Source organism: Flavobacterium davisii (assembly GCF_019565505.1).
GTDB lineage: Bacteria > Bacteroidota > Bacteroidia > Flavobacteriales > Flavobacteriaceae > Flavobacterium > Flavobacterium davisii.
In genome coordinates this window covers 2,548,187-2,563,660 of the sequence record NZ_CP067378.1, presented here as the reverse complement: position 1 = coordinate 2,563,660, position 15,474 = coordinate 2,548,187, and the positions used below count along the sequence as shown (strand labels likewise).

Sequence of the window (15,474 nt, the reverse complement as noted above, 5' to 3'; positions counted from 1 at the left end):
AATTCTTCTATTTGCCGTAGAGTAAACAGTTGTTGGATTACCATTTATATCTAACCATTCTGCATTCCCTGTTTCTTTATTAACTCCTAAATAAGGTACTAAATAAAACGTATTAGCCGAATATCCTTCAATTGCTCTTTGATAAGTGATCCTCCAATAAACTTATTCCCTTGTGCATCTACAGAAGCATCAGAATTTAGTTCTAATATTTTATTTCTATTAAAGTTAAAATTTAAATTTGTAGTCCATTTTAATTTTGAGTTTCTTAGTATATCAAAATTAAAATCCAAATCCAAACCTTTATTTTCCATTCTACCTGCATTGACTAAATAAGTTCTAACGCCATCATTATCAGCTGTAGATAATAATTTATTTAGCAATAAATCCGATGTTATTTTTCTATAAACATCAACAGCTATTTTAACTCTATCACTAAACATACCTAAGCTTAACCCTAAATCAACAGATTTCGATTTTTCCCATTTTAAATCTGGATTACTGAATCTATATAAAGCTAAACCCGAGGTTTCATTATAATTTGGATAAGTACCTCCATTAACGCGCTCTCTCCATACATAATCGCCAATTCTATCATTACCCGTAACCCCAACATTACCTTTTAATTTTAATTCAGTAATGTATTTACTATCTTTTAAGAAATTTTCATTCGCAATATTCCATGCCGCTCCAACTGCCCAGAAATTACCAAATCTATTATTAGAGCCAAATCTAGAAGACCCATCTCTTCTAAAAGAAGCCTCTAGTAAATATTTGGAATCATAATCTAAATTCAAACGTGAAAAATAACCATTTAACCTAGATTGTGCATTAGTGTTTTCTGTAGTTGATTTTATAACCGCAGAAGTTACATTTAAAAAATCATCAGAAGCAAAAACTGAACCCGCTACATTAATATCTCTTACTTCTGTATTTTCTGCAGTAAAACCTACTAATGCATTTAAATTAATTTTTTCAGCTAACTTTTTATTAAAATTTAACGTATTTGTAAAAATAGTTTTTTGTTGAACAGCCTGATAATCTGATGCAGAACCACCTGATTGATTTATATTCTTTTCACGTCGAAATTCTTCGATTGCAGATCTATCTAAACCAAATTCTACTCTATAAGTTAAAGGTTTAAATAATTTAAAATCTGCAAACACATTACCTGTTATACGATTAGTAATTAAATCATTAATATTTAAGGCTTCTATTGCCACAACATTAGCTACAAAACCTGTACGTTGAAAATTACCATTAGAATCATAAGGTGATATGTAAGGTTCTTGTAAAAAAGCAGATGTAAAAGGTGCGTTTACTGAATTTTCAGAAGCAACTCTATCCATTTTCGAAGTAGTTACACCTAGATTCATTCCAACTTTTAACCAAGAATTTGCTTCTGTATTAATATTAAGTCTCCCAGCGGATTTTTCTAATCCATTACCAATAATAAAGCCAGATTGCTTAGCATAACTACCTCCTACAAAATAAGTTGTCTTTTCAGAACCTCCTGAAACTGAAACATCTGATCCCATAGAAACACCTGTTCTAGAAACAGCATTTAACCAATCAAAATTAGTTTCACCTATATCATCAATTGCAACTCCTGAATTAATTAATGCCTGAGGGAACTTAGCATTATATTCCTTATACTGGGAGGCATTCATCATTTTCATTGCATCAGTATAATTTGTAAAAGAAGTAGTAAATCCAACAGTAACTTTAGCATCTTGATTTCTCTTACCCATTTTTGTCGTAATAAGAATAACACCATTTGCACCACGAGATCCATAAATTGAAGTTGCAGCAGCATCTTTTAAAACAGACATACTCTCAATATCCGCAGGGTTTATATCTGCAATTGGATTTAAAGCCTGTCCTCCTTGAGAAGATGTTAAATTAACATCATTTAAAGGCACTCCATCAACTACATACAATGGTCTAGCGCCTGCTGTAATTGAAGCAACCCCTCTTACTTTTACAACTGGTGCAGAACCAATTACACCCGAAGAAGAAACAACTTGAACCCCTGAAGTTTGTCCTTGAAGAACATCTTGAACAGAAGCAACAGGAACATCTTTAATTTTATCAGATCCTACAGTTGCTACGGACTGAATCATCTTTTTCTTTTCCTGCTTAGCAAAACCTACTATAACCACGTCTCCAATTTGCTTTGCATCACTCTGCATTACAGTATTCATCACATTAGAAGCTCCAACCACTTTGGACACTTCTCTCATTCCCATAAATGAAAAAACGATAGTTTCGCCTTCTTTTGCTTTAATACTATATTTACCATCAAATCCGGATGAAACTCCACGTTGTGTACCTTTTACTACAACGTTTACCCCTGGTAATGGCCCATTTGCGTCTGTAACCACCCCAGTTATCGTTTTCTCTTGAGCGAAAGAAAACTGCATCGTTAACGCTAACAGTAGCGTAAAAATCCATTTGAACTTTGATCTCATATTAATTTTATTTGAGTTAGTTATCTGGCAAACTTCTTAAATATTTCTTAATTTCCCAAATATTATCTGTAGATATTCATTTTTTATGAATGTTAAATTTTATAAAGTACCTTTGTTTTTTTTATATTTCATACAAAAGCTTATTATTTCTAAAAAAGCTACAACTAAAAATCAAACATTTTTAAACACCTATTTATAGTATTATGTTATCCTTAAAATTCAGCAATTATGCAACAGAGGTTGGATGCGATGAGGCTGGAAGAGGTTGCCTTGCTGGACCTGTTACAGCAGCTGCCGTCATCCTTCCTGAGGACTTTCAAATTGATTCTTTAAACGATTCTAAACAATTATCTGAAAAGAAAAGAGATGCTTTAAGACCTACTATAGAAATTTCAGCCTTAAGTTTTGCCGTAACTCACTTATTTAGTCCAGAAATTGATGAAATTAACATTCTTAATGCGTCTATGAAAGCTATGCAAGAAAGCATCTTAAAATTAAACATAAAACCTGATTTTATCATTATTGATGGAAATCGCCCTTTATTAAGCAAATTAGGTCTTAAAACACAAACGGGTTATAACTTAAGTAATGATGAAATAAATTTTTTAAACTCTATCCCTAATAAAAGTATTATAAAAGGTGATAGCAAATTCATGAGTATAGCTGCTGCTTCTATTTTAGCTAAAACTTATCGAGATGAATATATGAATAAAATACATGAAGAGTTTCCAATGTATAATTGGAATAAAAATAAAGGTTATCCTACGAAGGACCACAGAGCAGCTATTGCCCAATATGGCATTACAAAATATCATAGAAGATCTTTTAAACTGCTTCCTGAGCAATTTGTTTTGGACTTATAATTTACATATCTTACTTTATTCATAATCTATCATATTGTAAGTTATATAAATCAAGAAAAACTTTTTACAATTTAAATTCTGAATAGAATCTTATAACATAAATCGGTTGATTTTTTATGTTTCCATTTCAAAATTCAACCGATTTTTTTCACTATTAAAACATTATAGCGTTACTAAAGTGGCATTAAATAGATCTTTAAAATGTTTTAATATTTTTATTTTCACTTCTTCTTCATCTACCGCCCTTCCTAACTCAACATGAAGAGAGGTTACCGCCTTTCCTTTTATACCACAAGGAATAATGTTGTCAAAATATCCTAAATCTGCATTTACATTTAATGCAAAACCATGCATAGTTACCCATCGAGAGGCTCGAACTCCCATAGCACATATTTTTCGTGCAAAAGGTGTCCCAACTCCTAACCATACTCCTGTTTCTCCCTCACTACGTTCTGACTTTATGTTATATTCAGCCAAGGTTAGGATAATGGCTTCTTCAAGTAATCGTAAGTATTTGTGTATATCTGTGAAAAAATTTTCTAAATCTAAAATAGGATAACCAACGACTTGTCCAGGTCCGTGATAGGTTATGTCTCCCCCTCTATTTATCTTATAAAATGTTGCTCCTTTTTCTGCTAATTGTTTTTCAGATAATAATAGATTAGATAAATCTCCGCTTTTCCCTAATGTATATACATGGGGATGTTCTACAAATAAAAAGTAATTATCTGTTTCTTGTTCTGAATTATCTCTCTTTTTTATCTTTTGCGCTACAATTTCTGCAAATAATTCCTCCTGATAATTCCATGTCGTTTTATAATCCTTATATCCTAAATCTTGGATTTTTATTTTTCTGTTCATTATTTATTTTAATTATGACTAATTTTAAAAAGAGTTGATAACTTGTTATTACATCTTCTTTCGCGATGATACCTCCTTTTGTTCTTATTTGATTTATCTTTACATTTTAAAGAGTTATAATACGATTCTTTTTTTAGACAACTTGTTTAACATTGATACAAACTTATAATTTGAATAATTTATTTGAATTGTATTTGAAGGTTTAAAGATTCTGGCGATTTTAAAATCTTATCAATTTTAAATTCTATCGTTATATTTTTCGATCATTAGAAAATATGGCTGTTTTATTTTATATGGCCTAACAGGTTTTGAAAAATGATATTTGACTATTTATTTAGATGCTTCTAAAATCATTTTATATTGTTCTAAAAAAATCTTATTGTTTTTTTCAAGCTGTTCTTTATGAACAATAACTTTTCGAATAAATTTTTTATCATCGTAAAAATAATTCATTTCAATACCACTTCCTAATAAAAAACTAGGATCTGCCATCCATTTCACTTAATTTGAAAAGATTTTGTCTATTTCCTATAAGTTCTTTTAAATGAGCAAGTGATTTAAACCCAGATTACGCATTAGACCCGAGCGTAGCAAATAGACGAAGTAAATCTATTCCACTTTATTTTTCTTCAAATTCAAGCACGTACTCAAATTTTAATCATCAAAATAGTTCACTATTTCTTCTTCTAAAATTTTCCGTGAGCACTTGAATTTATTGAAAAATTTTGTTTCACAACAAAGTCTAATGCGGAATCTGGGTTAAAAGGAGTTTCTAACAAAAACAAATACTTTTTCCTTTCTTGATTGATATTGATTCGCATTAAAAAAAATTTTAGTTTTTTTATTTTTTCTTGCTCTTCTATACTAAGTTTTGATAGACTATCTTTTTTTGCTCTACTAAGTGTTTAAATACAAAAACAGAATCTATTTCTTTTCTAAACATTACAGTATCCTTGGGCAATATCGCTATTAAACTAAATCCATCCATTTCAAGAACGTATTTCCCTTGTTCCATCCAAATTAACCTCTATCGTTTCTTCAAAAACACAACTGGTTAACAAAAAGAGGAGCGATAATAGGGATACGACGTTTTTCATTTTATTTTTTGACAAAGATATCGATTCTATTAGTTCTAAGGAATTTGTAGTTTTTAAATAAATCACAAAAATAAACGATATAGTTATGTTATATTCTAATTTTAGACTTTTAAAACTTTTAAACTTTTAAACTTATGGTTATCTTTGCTGTCTTTAAAAAAATATTTTTATGCAACTTTCAGAACAAGAAATCATCAGAAGAGAAAAGTTGACCAAGTTACGTGAACTTGGTGTCAATCCGTATCCCGCTAATTTGTATCCAGTAGATCATACTTCGAAACAAGTGAAGGAATCTTTTGAAGAAGGTAAGAAGGTTGTGGTTGCAGGTCGATTAATGAGTAATCGTGACCAAGGAAAAGCTTGTTTCTCTGAAATTCAGGATAGCGAAGGACGTATTCAAGCTTACTTTAATCGTGATGTGATTTGTCCTAATGAAGATAAAACGCTATACAATACTATTTTTAGAAAGTTAGTCGATTTGGGTGACTTTATAGGAATAGAAGGAGAATTGTTTACTACACAGGTAGGGGCACAGTGTATTCGTGTTACAAATTTTACTTTTTTAAGTAAAACATTACGTCCTTTACCAATACCTAAAACAGATGAAACCGGTAAGGTTTTTGATGAATTCATTGATCCTGAATTACGTTATCGTATGCGTTATGTAGATTTAGTGGTAAACCCTCAGGTAAAAGATGTATTTATAAAAAGAACAAAACTTTTTACTGCTATGCGTACATTTTTTAACACTGCTGGCTATATGGAGGTAGAAACACCTGTTTTACAGTCTATTCTCGGAGGAGCCGCAGCACGTCCTTTTATTACACATCATAATAGTTTAGATATTCCGCTATATATGCGTATCGCTAATGAGTTATATTTAAAAAGATTGATTGTAGGTGGGTTTGATGGAGTGTATGAATTTTCTAAAAACTTCCGTAATGAGGGGATGGATAGAACGCATAATCCTGAATTTACAGCTATGGAAATTTATGTAGCTTACAAAGATTACAACTGGATGATGGCGTTTACTGAAAATTTGTTAGAATATTGTGCATTACAAGTAAATGGTACTACGGAGGCTACTTTTGGAGAACACAAAGTAAACTTTAAGGCTCCTTACGCCCGTGTTACCATGACTGATGCTATTAAGCAATTTACAGGTTTTGATATAACAGGCAAAACGGAAGAGGAATTACGTGAAGCTGCAAAATCTATGGGCATTGAAGTAAATGATACTATGGGTAAAGGAAAATTAATTGATGAAATATTCGGCGAAAAATGCGAGGGTAATTTCATTCAACCAACTTTTATTACTGATTATCCAAAGGAAATGTCTCCATTAACAAAAGAACATCGTGATAATCCTGAATTAACAGAACGTTTTGAATTAATGGTTTGTGGAAAAGAAATAGCTAATGCTTATTCTGAATTAAATGACCCTATTGATCAACGTGAACGTTTTATGGCACAAATGGAATTAGCTCAAAAAGGAGATGATGAAGCTAATGGAATTATTGACGAGGACTTCTTACGTGCTTTAGAATATGGAATGCCTCCTACTTCTGGATTAGGGATAGGAATGGATCGTTTAATCATGTTTTTAACCAATAATGCCTCTATTCAAGAAGTATTATTCTTCCCACAAATGCGTCCAGAAGTAAAACCATTAGCTATAAGTGATGATGCAAAAACCATTATAGAACTACTAAAAGCAGAAGATAATCAAGCTTTAGCGGCTTTAAAAGAAAAATCAGGATTGAGTGGCAAAAAATGGGATGCTTCTATGAAGGAATTAGCAAAAGCAGGTTTAACAAAAGTAGTTGTAGAAGGCGAGAGTAAAACTGTTGTCCTTATGTAATTTACCAATATTGCTTTATACAAGAGAGCTGAATATACGGAACACAATATAAACCACAAGGAGAAATCACACAAGACTGACGATGTGATTTCTCCTTATTTTAAAACAGAGATTGAATTCAAAATGATGTTATAGCATTTCTTTTTACCAATCTTATCTTTATTGTGATGATTTAATTTTTAACAATTCTAAAAATTGCAGACTCTCCTTCGCTTATAACTTTCAATAAATAAATACCTTTTTCAAATTTATTACTATCTAACTCTGCACTTGTTTTTTGAATAGGTATTTTCTGAATTTCTTTACCATCTAATCCATATATAACAATTTGATCTATATTTTTTTTGTATTGTATTGTTAAATTTTCTTGTACTGGATTTGGGCTATAAATAAAATTTTCTAAATCAAAACATTTAGTTGCTAAAACATTTGCACTTTGATAATCTTGCATGGCATTAGAAGTCTCTTGAAAACAGGTAGTAGTATACTGACCTGAGTCTTCTCCTGCTATTTGATTTGAATTTAAACCTAATATTCCTAAATAATATTTATATAAATCAGAACGTAAAGCTACTTTTACTGTAAAAACAGAACTAGATGAACTTCTACACTCTAATCCTCCGTTAATGATATTGTTAGTATGTGCAAATCCTTTTAAATACATTTTATTCATGGCATACTCTCCTATGTTTGGCACCCAAAGATCGTGCATAACTTGATGACAAGAAGGTTTAGGCCATTGTGGCATCATCCAAAACCAAATGGCAGATTTAAAAGCTAATACTCCATCTTGTTGTATTAAATCAGGATTATTTAACAAAACATTTTTGTCGTTATATAAAAACTTACTAAACTGTCCGTAATTATAATTCCATGATAATTGAATAGGTCCTCTTCCATAATATCCTTTCGTAGGATTTGCAGGATATTCTGTACTTGCTTGACTATAAGCGCCAGCAGAATTGGTTACATTATAACCTAATTCATGTACAAAATACAATCCCCATCTAGCGTAATCTCCTAAACTTCCTCCTCCTACTGGTGTTTGCCATCCTCCAGTGGTTTCTTTTGAAATGTTAGCCAAAAAAGCACCTAATTCTCTTGTATTATTTACAGAATTGGAGGTATTAATAAAGTCTGCAAAATCAACATTAATAATGGTTTCAGGCGTTGTATTGGAATACCATGAGGCCTCTACGTCTGAATAGTTATAAACTACTTTAGAAGATTTTTTGGTAATAGTAATTAGTTCTCCATTTATTCCTTGTTTTTTTCTAATTTTCACCAAATAGTCTGCCATTTCATTACGGGCTTGTGTAAAATTATTATAAGAAAAAAAATCGGTGGTATAACCTTGTGGATGACCCGGGTTTAGTCCTGCTCGATTTGGAAATAATGACTGCCATTGGTCACTTGTTAAGGGATTTTGTTTGTGTAATGTACTCAAATATTCTTGAGAATATATGGATTGGCAGCAAATAATAATGGCTATCAGAAAAGACAGATTGGATCGGTTTAACTTCATATATTGAAAGATTTGGTTAATCATATAAAACTAACCAAATCTCTATTACAATACAACGTATTCTTATTTTTTAATTATTAATTTAAATCCTAAAAAAGTTAGTATCAACAATGCGATAGCAGCAAAAGTCATAACTAAATCACGAATAGGTTTTCCTGCCCAGTCCATCCATAAAAATTTATGAAAGATGGCAAAAGAATAGCCTTCTATTTGATCTGACTTACTTACTACAGAAGCAATTCGTGAAGTTGCTGTTTCTATAAAATAGGTTATTTTTTCGGGGGTATCATAGGTTAATTTTACCACTGGTAAACGTTTGTTTACAAAACCATATTCACGACTATCAAAATCGGTTATAATTTTGGTTTCGAGTAATTCAACGTTATCTATTCGACAATTTTTCGTTTCTTCTAACGTTTGATCTTCACAGCAGGTGGTCGTTTCAAATGATGAGTTTTCAAAATAATGGGCTAAAAATTCAGCATATTCTATATCTAAATCTTTAATTATCTTGTTAGTCTCTGCATTTAAATAGAAAACATCTGGTATAGGAGCTAATTTTTTTTTCTTTTTTTCTCCTTTTGAATAATCTTGAAAGGAAGGTTTTAAGTTTGCTTTTAATTCGCAACGATAATAGATAGTGTCTTGAAATTGTATAAGACTTAAGTTTTGAAATTTTGTCTTATCTACTGCTATTTCTATTGGATTTATTTTTATTTTATTGCGATTTAAAACAGGTTCATATATCATATTCTGAATTGGTTTAGCACTCCATTTTTTTGTTAAATGAAATGCACCGCTAAAAGCAAACCCAATGGTTAGTATTGAAAACCATAAACCTAGTTTTCGGTGATGAATACGGTTTTTATTTTCGGATGTAATTTGTATTTTTTTAAATGTTTTCCAAAAAAAACCGTAAATAAAAATTCCTGATAAAGCGGATAAGATAATGGTTCCTAAAAAGATAATCATAAAGGCTATTCGTATTTCATTGGTAGTAATAGCATCTAAAAAGGACCAATTATGAAAGGTATCAAAAAACCATATAAAGATTTGTCTAGACAAGGGATTAAAGGTTGCTAATTTACTGGATGTTGTTTCTACATATACTTGCATGTTGTCATTACGATCAAAAGTAATTTTGTAAACGGGTAGATATCTATTTACATATTTGTACTGATGGTCAAATTGGGTTAAATATTCTATTTTTGATATTTTGCTTTGATTATCATCTAAGAAATATTTTGCTAAATATTGTGCGTATTTTTCATCTCCTTGTTTCATTTTTTTACCATTGAGGGTATTAAAATAGGTTAAGGAATTATTCCGCAATTTTATTTGATAGAACCAATTATTGTTCATTTCGATAAAGCGACAATTCTTGAAGGTTGTAATTTTTTCTTTTTGTAAAATTTCTTGTAAAGAAACTTTTACTTTAGCTGGATCTATCGCTTTAGGTTCTATCCATTCATTTTTTATTTGGGGTTTAAAGAAGTGTGCCATAAAAGGGTGCATAATTCCAGATAAACACCATAATATAACGGGAATAAATGTTATATAGGCTAGTAACTTATGTCCTTTGTAAATACGTTGTTTTATTTTTTTCTTTATTTTTTGAATAATTGTTTTTATCATTATTTTATAAGGTTTTATGAGTTTACACTCAAAGTATTATTAAAATAGTGCTTATTAGCTTGATATTTTTTACATTTTTATCGGGTTTATAGAATTATAGGGATAAATTATATTGTATACCAAAAACAAAGGTTCTAGGTGCTGCTACGGTATAATTTGCAGAAGATTTGGATGAATTTCCTCTAGACACATTATAAGCATATAACTTATCTGTAAGATTTATGATATTTAAATAAGCTTCTATCCCTTTTATTTTGTATCCTATTCTTCCGTTTAGTACGTTGTAACCTTGATATTTTACGGTATTAATTTGGTCTTGAAAGAAGCTTGAAACATATTGCCATTCCGTTGATATCCTAAAGTTTGGTAACCATTTTGGATAGTAACTAAGTTCTGAATTTGTTATCCAACGTGGTGCGGATGGCATTTCTTTATCATTTAAATTTCTTATACCTTCTAAAGATTTTTCTGGAAACTCAAATTCTACAAATTTATGTTCTGAATAAGCTCCCCCTATTCTTATATTAACAGATTTTGAGATTTCATAGTTTAATCCTAATTCGATTCCTTTATGTGATGTTTTTCCTGCTGAACGATAATCTGTTGAGTTATCAACTAAACGTGTGTTGATTAATTCATTTTTACCTTCTATATAGTACAAAGAATAATCTATTTTTAATGTATTCTTTATCAATGATAGCCAGCCCCCTACTTCATAATTATAAAATAAAGCAGACTTTAGGTCGTAATTAAATTCTGCTGGAATTCCTGTTTTTCCTCCTGTTCCTGCTTTAATTTCAAAAATAGTAGAAACACTGGGAGGAGAAAAACCTTGTGCATAATTGGCATAAAAACCGAGTATTTTTAATGGATTATAGTTCATTCCTGCTTTAAAAGTAAATTGATTATAATCTTTAGCTCCATTTTTTTTGCTAATATCGTTGTAATATTCTAGATTCATTTTATCATATCGCCCTCCTAATGTCAGGGTTATATTTTTTACGGGCATGGTTTTTACTTGCGCGAAGACGGCATAATTATAAATAGTTCCATTGTATACTTTCAATCTTATATCTGGTCGTTCTGTAATAAATTCATATTGTGAAACAATTGTGGTACCTGGTTTTAGTATCGGTTTTAAGTCAATTTGATAAGCCTGATAATCAATAGGAGAACGATCAAATAAAATACCTCCTACGAGGGTTGTATTAAACCAATTCATTTTTTGGGTATGTTGCCCTAAAATACCATAACTGGTAAAATTATTGGCATTAATTTCTCCTTTAGCATTTTTTTTATCTTCTGACACTCTAATAGCATAAGAGGGATTTTGTCCTAATTGGTTATCTCGCATGAAAACAGTTAAGGAGCTCATGGCATCCTTATTCCAATTTAGTTCATAGGCTAACTTTGTACGTAAAGCGTTTGATTTACGGTAAGCAAAGTTAGTTTGACTTTGATAGGTTCTTTCATAAAAGTCTTGTTCATTTACACTGCCGCTCATTTGAGTATAATATTGCCCATAAAAAACAGTGGCAATAAGCTTATGATTAGGATTAAAAGTATAATCGAAACGTCCATTTATATTATATTTATCATAGTCTGAATAGGTCATCCAACCTTTTTTTTGAATGGTTGTTATACCTGCAATATGATATCCTAATTTACCTATAGTTCCTGAACCCATTGCTTGAAAACGATTAAAATTAAATTGATCTCCTTGATAACCTAATTTTAACTCTGGTTTGTTAGATGGTCTTTTGGAAATGAGATTAATTGCTCCTCCTACAGCTTCTGGCCCATATAGAGAAGAAACAGGTCCTTTGACTACTTCTATACTTTGAAGATTAAATTGATTAATTTCTAATAGTGCATTGTGATTAAATACACCTAAAGGACGAATAGGTAATCCATCTTCTAGATATAAAAAATAAGCATTTGTTGTCATGGGTTGTCTAATAGACATACTGTGTTGTTCATTTCCTAAATTGGTCATTAAAACACCTGATGTTTTATTAACTAACTCATATATAGCTGTTGCTTTAGTTTCTGCTATTTTTTTTTCTGTTAGCTTAGAAATAGCAACTGGTGTTTCTATTTTTTTTGTTTCTATTTTATTGGAAGTTACCACTACTTCTTCTATATGATGGATCTTTGTGGTATCTTGATTTTTTTTATTTTGTGCATACGTTGTAACCACTCCTAAAAGAGCGATGAATACTTTTATTATTTTCATTGGAAGATTATTATTATAACATACTTTTCTTATAAGCAGTCTGTTTTTCAGAAATAAAAATTACGTGTTTTATCGAACGTTAATAATCGTTTTGTCTTTGACCTAAAATTGCATTAAACAACCATTTAGAACCAAATTAATGGTTTGTTCTGGTAGTAATAGTGGACTGAAGTGATTATTGTTGGATAATCCCAAATGAAGTGTTAAACCTAAACGAAGCGAAGAGGTAAAGCAATTTTATTATGAATAAAATATAACTTTGAATCTAAAAAGCACGTTGTTTTTTATCTTAAATAGAGTAGAATACATCGGTGATAAAAATTTCCTTCTATTTTTTATCTATTTATTCTGTTCATTTTCATCAAAAAGTCTAACGTATAATCTGGGATAATTACACAATATGATACTTAAAAATGGGCATTATATTGTACATCATTCTTAAACGAAGGGGGATGAAAAATAAAATTTTCTTCTAAAAAATAATATAAGTTAATATACAAGGTTGTTGTTGTTTTAAAACTAAAAGTGGGGTTTAATAACGTTAGACCATTTAAATTGGGGTAAAAAAATAGGAGTTCTTGTTCTAATTTTATCTGTTTTGTATTTTTTTGAAGAGGTTTTTCTTCCTCTGATGTTTTTGCCATTTGTTTTTTTAAATAACATTTGCCATTACATCTTAATTCTGGTTTATTCTTATTTTCACACAATACAGTACTTACGTAATCATAATTTATGATATATGAAAACACAGGTACTACAGGACGTAATAAAAATGATAAAACAAATATTAGATAGGCAAATTTCATTTAATGTTTATGAAGATTTTTTTGTACGATATTTGAACTATTTTTTAATAAATATTGGATCGCTTAATGTTTTCATGAAATAAATTAGATTTAATTTTTCTTCTTCTGTTAAGGCAATTTTATTGTTTTTATTTTTTAGAATAGGATCTAAATTATCTGCATTTAAAACCCCATTATCAAAATAATCTAACACTTCTTTTAATGAAGTAAACTGTCCGAAGCTTCCATAAGGAGCGGTGTATTCTATATTTCTTAAAGAGGGTACTCGAAAGGCGTGTATATCTTCCTTTTTTCCTGTTACTCTAGCTCTACCTACCTCATCATTGTTGGGGTTTAGAGGGAATCCTATATTTCTAAATGTTTGATCTGTAAACAATTCTGAAGCATGACAATTAGCACATTTTTGTTGAAATATTTCATATCCTTTTTCTTCATTTGGGGTAAATGTTTGTTCTTTTTTCATGACTTTATCATATTTACTATTAGAAGATATTAGGGTATATTCATATTGTGCAATACTTTTAAATATTCTTTCTTGTGTTATTTTATCATCGCCATAGGCTTTTTTAAACAGATCTTGGTATTCTTTATCCTCTTGTATTTTTGTTATTATTTCTAGGATGGAAGATCCCATTTCTTCTTTTGTTATGATGGGTACTATAGGTTGATGTTCTAATTCTAGTTCATTTCCATCCCACATATAAAAATTCATAAAGGCCAAATTTTGAATAGGGGGTGTATTGCGTAATCCTATACGTCCTAGAATTCCGATTGCTTTTGTTTTTTTGTCTGTAAATGCGTTTTCTTGAATATGACACGTTGCACATGAAACAGAATTGTTACTACTCAATCTTTTTTCATTAAATAATTTTTCACCTAACTGTACGCCATATTTTGTAGGTTTATTATGAAGAAAAAAGCTATTTAATAGGGGAAAGTTCTTAGGGATTTGTATCAAAATTTCTGGGTTATCAAATTCCGAAACAGGAATGGGTTCTATATACACTTCTTTGTCCTTAGAACAGGAGTATAAAGTAAATAAAAGGATTAGAACTAAAGTTTTTAATTTCATATCAAAATAATAAAGAGAGGCTATCCCAAAAGAACTAACTAAATCTTTCGTTTATTGGTTCTTGTTTAATCTAAAATAATATTGTTCATAATATGTCTTTTATCTTTGTGAGCCAAATAAAACGATCATAATCTTTTGGGACACTTCTCAAACTAATATTTAATTTTGAACTTTGGTAGCAGAAAACATTCCCATAACATCCGTCGTACCATTTCCTCCTATATTGTTTACAAAACGCATCATTTGTACAGCTGAATGAATATTGGGGGTTGCATTGTTATCATCCCTATCATTCGTTATTAGAGTAATCTTGTCTGTACCGCTTAATAATTTATCAAAATCAGCATTTATGGTAATTTTAGGACTCATTTTCCCCACAATTGCTTGTATTGGAAGATTTAAAATAATATCTCTATAAGCATTCACTCCTTGAACAAAATTTTTATTAGGATCTTTTTTTCAGTACTTCCTGTATGAATTGAAAGATTGTTATTTGTATCACCGTAATAACCTTCAATTTTTACAAAACGGTAACCTGCACCCCATTCCCACATCATTTGTGTTTTATTTTCTCCGGCATTAGCAAAAAAGATGGGAAATTTTGTTTGATCTACTTTATTTAAATTACTTGGTACCCCTAATCCAAATTTAATCTGCTTATAATTACCATAAGGAATAGCAGATAAAACATAATTTAATGTTTCTGGTTTTGATTGATCTATTACTGTAGCTCCTAAATCTAAATTTGACACATTATAAGGTACTTCTGTTCCGTCTTCTTTTACGAATCTTATATTACTTACTACGTACTTTATTTCTTTAAAAAGATGTTTTTGATTGTTTACTGAAATATTAGTAGTAACAGTGGCAGAAGTAGGCTCTCCTAGTACAATGGGTGTTTTTTTAAACGTATTTTCAAAAACTAATGTTACGTTATTAGAGGAAGTGCTTGAATCAAGTATTTTTTGATCGTCATCTTTAGTACAAGATAAAAACAATAATGATGAGATAGTTAATAAATAATATTTTTTTAAATTTTTCATAATAATT

Annotated in this window: 13 protein-coding genes; 2 read left to right on the top strand and 11 right to left on the bottom strand. The window is 30.2% G+C overall.

The genetic code is table 11. The annotated features are described in order from the left end of the window. Window positions 1-98: 98 nt before the first annotated feature. Window positions 99-2,468 carry a SusC/RagA family TonB-linked outer membrane protein gene (locus tag JJC05_RS12190; RefSeq protein WP_235877472.1) on the bottom strand — a complete coding sequence of 790 codons (2,370 nt, stop codon included), beginning with the start codon at window positions 2,466-2,468 and terminating at the stop codon, window positions 99-101. 203 nt (window positions 2,469-2,671) lie between these two features. Here JJC05_RS12190 and rnhB point away from each other — a divergent pair, with 203 nt between their 5' ends. Further along, complete coding sequence (gene rnhB / locus JJC05_RS12185) at window positions 2,672-3,331, top strand: ribonuclease HII (protein WP_088393031.1); 660 nt, start codon at window positions 2,672-2,674, stop codon at window positions 3,329-3,331. Between the two features lie 162 nt (window positions 3,332-3,493). Here rnhB and lipB read toward each other — a convergent pair whose 3' ends face one another. The 3 genes from lipB to JJC05_RS12170 all read right to left on the bottom strand — a co-directional run bounded on the left by lipB (window position 3,494) and on the right by JJC05_RS12170 (window position 5,207). Then, on the bottom strand, window positions 3,494-4,192 hold the full coding sequence (gene lipB, locus JJC05_RS12180; RefSeq protein ID WP_088393033.1) for a lipoyl(octanoyl) transferase LipB: 699 nt from the start codon (window positions 4,190-4,192) through the stop codon (window positions 3,494-3,496). A gap of 330 nt (window positions 4,193-4,522) precedes the next feature. After that, entirely contained in the window at window positions 4,523-4,684 is a 162-nt protein-coding gene (locus tag JJC05_RS12175; RefSeq protein ID WP_164849154.1) for a hypothetical protein, read from the bottom strand. A gap of 367 nt (window positions 4,685-5,051) precedes the next feature. Next, complete coding sequence (locus JJC05_RS12170; protein WP_164849155.1) at window positions 5,052-5,207, bottom strand: hypothetical protein; 156 nt, start codon at window positions 5,205-5,207, stop codon at window positions 5,052-5,054. A 251-nt stretch (window positions 5,208-5,458) separates the two neighbouring features. Here JJC05_RS12170 and lysS point away from each other — a divergent pair, with 251 nt between their 5' ends. Then, entirely contained in the window at window positions 5,459-7,150 is a 1,692-nt protein-coding gene (gene lysS / locus JJC05_RS12165; RefSeq protein WP_235877469.1) for a lysine--tRNA ligase, read from the top strand. A 172-nt stretch (window positions 7,151-7,322) separates the two neighbouring features. On the opposite strand, the gene JJC05_RS12160 is transcribed toward lysS, so the two are convergent. The 7 genes from JJC05_RS12160 to JJC05_RS12135 form a co-directional block, all read right to left on the bottom strand. Further along, window positions 7,323-8,597 carry a glycoside hydrolase family 19 protein gene (locus JJC05_RS12160; RefSeq protein WP_235877467.1) on the bottom strand — a complete coding sequence of 425 codons (1,275 nt, stop codon included), beginning with the start codon at window positions 8,595-8,597 and terminating at the stop codon, window positions 7,323-7,325. 141 nt (window positions 8,598-8,738) lie between these two features. After that, on the bottom strand, window positions 8,739-10,310 hold the full coding sequence (locus JJC05_RS12155; RefSeq protein WP_258928866.1) for a PepSY-associated transmembrane domain-containing protein: 1,572 nt from the start codon (window positions 10,308-10,310) through the stop codon (window positions 8,739-8,741). Between the two features lie 94 nt (window positions 10,311-10,404). Further along, window positions 10,405-12,546 (bottom strand): TonB-dependent receptor, encoded by a 2,142-nt coding sequence (locus JJC05_RS12150; protein ID WP_235877465.1) that lies wholly within the window; start codon window positions 12,544-12,546, stop codon window positions 10,405-10,407. A 407-nt stretch (window positions 12,547-12,953) separates the two neighbouring features. Next, on the bottom strand, window positions 12,954-13,352 hold the full coding sequence (locus JJC05_RS12145) for a hypothetical protein (protein ID WP_235877463.1): 399 nt from the start codon (window positions 13,350-13,352) through the stop codon (window positions 12,954-12,956). 37 nt (window positions 13,353-13,389) lie between these two features. Further along, a complete protein-coding gene (locus tag JJC05_RS12140) occupies window positions 13,390-14,424 on the bottom strand; it encodes a cytochrome-c peroxidase (protein ID WP_105196135.1) in 1,035 nt (344 codons plus the stop codon). A gap of 159 nt (window positions 14,425-14,583) precedes the next feature. Further along, on the bottom strand, window positions 14,584-14,850 hold the full coding sequence (locus JJC05_RS17485) for a hypothetical protein (RefSeq protein WP_258928862.1): 267 nt from the start codon (window positions 14,848-14,850) through the stop codon (window positions 14,584-14,586). Next, complete coding sequence (locus tag JJC05_RS12135) at window positions 14,847-15,467, bottom strand: MbnP family protein (protein WP_258928860.1); 621 nt, start codon at window positions 15,465-15,467, stop codon at window positions 14,847-14,849. Before JJC05_RS12135 ends, JJC05_RS17485 begins: the two co-directional genes overlap by 4 nt. Between the last annotated feature and the right edge of the window lie 7 nt (window positions 15,468-15,474).

Bases quoted from the DNA above. Each gene is read 5' to 3' on its own strand.
- JJC05_RS12140 (WP_105196135.1), bottom strand. From the start codon at position 14,424: ATGAAATTAAAAACTTTAGTTCTAATCCTTTTATTTACTTTATACTCC.
- JJC05_RS12150 (WP_235877465.1), bottom strand. From the start codon at position 12,546: ATGAAAATAATAAAAGTATTCATCGCTCTTTTAGGAGTGGTTACAACG.
- lysS (WP_235877469.1), top strand. From the start codon at position 5,459: ATGCAACTTTCAGAACAAGAAATCATCAGAAGAGAAAAGTTGACCAAG.
- JJC05_RS12145 (WP_235877463.1), bottom strand. From the start codon at position 13,352: ATGAAATTTGCCTATCTAATATTTGTTTTATCATTTTTATTACGTCCT.
- lipB (WP_088393033.1), bottom strand. From the start codon at position 4,192: ATGAACAGAAAAATAAAAATCCAAGATTTAGGATATAAGGATTATAAA.
- JJC05_RS12135 (WP_258928860.1), bottom strand. From the start codon at position 15,467: ATGAAAAATTTAAAAAAATATTATTTATTAACTATCTCATCATTATTG.
- JJC05_RS12190 (WP_235877472.1), bottom strand. From the start codon at position 2,468: ATGAGATCAAAGTTCAAATGGATTTTTACGCTACTGTTAGCGTTAACG.
- JJC05_RS12170 (WP_164849155.1), bottom strand. From the start codon at position 5,207: ATGGAACAAGGGAAATACGTTCTTGAAATGGATGGATTTAGTTTAATA.
- JJC05_RS12155 (WP_258928866.1), bottom strand. From the start codon at position 10,310: ATGATAAAAACAATTATTCAAAAAATAAAGAAAAAAATAAAACAACGT.
- JJC05_RS12175 (WP_164849154.1), bottom strand. From the start codon at position 4,684: ATGGCAGATCCTAGTTTTTTATTAGGAAGTGGTATTGAAATGAATTAT.
- rnhB (WP_088393031.1), top strand. From the start codon at position 2,672: ATGTTATCCTTAAAATTCAGCAATTATGCAACAGAGGTTGGATGCGAT.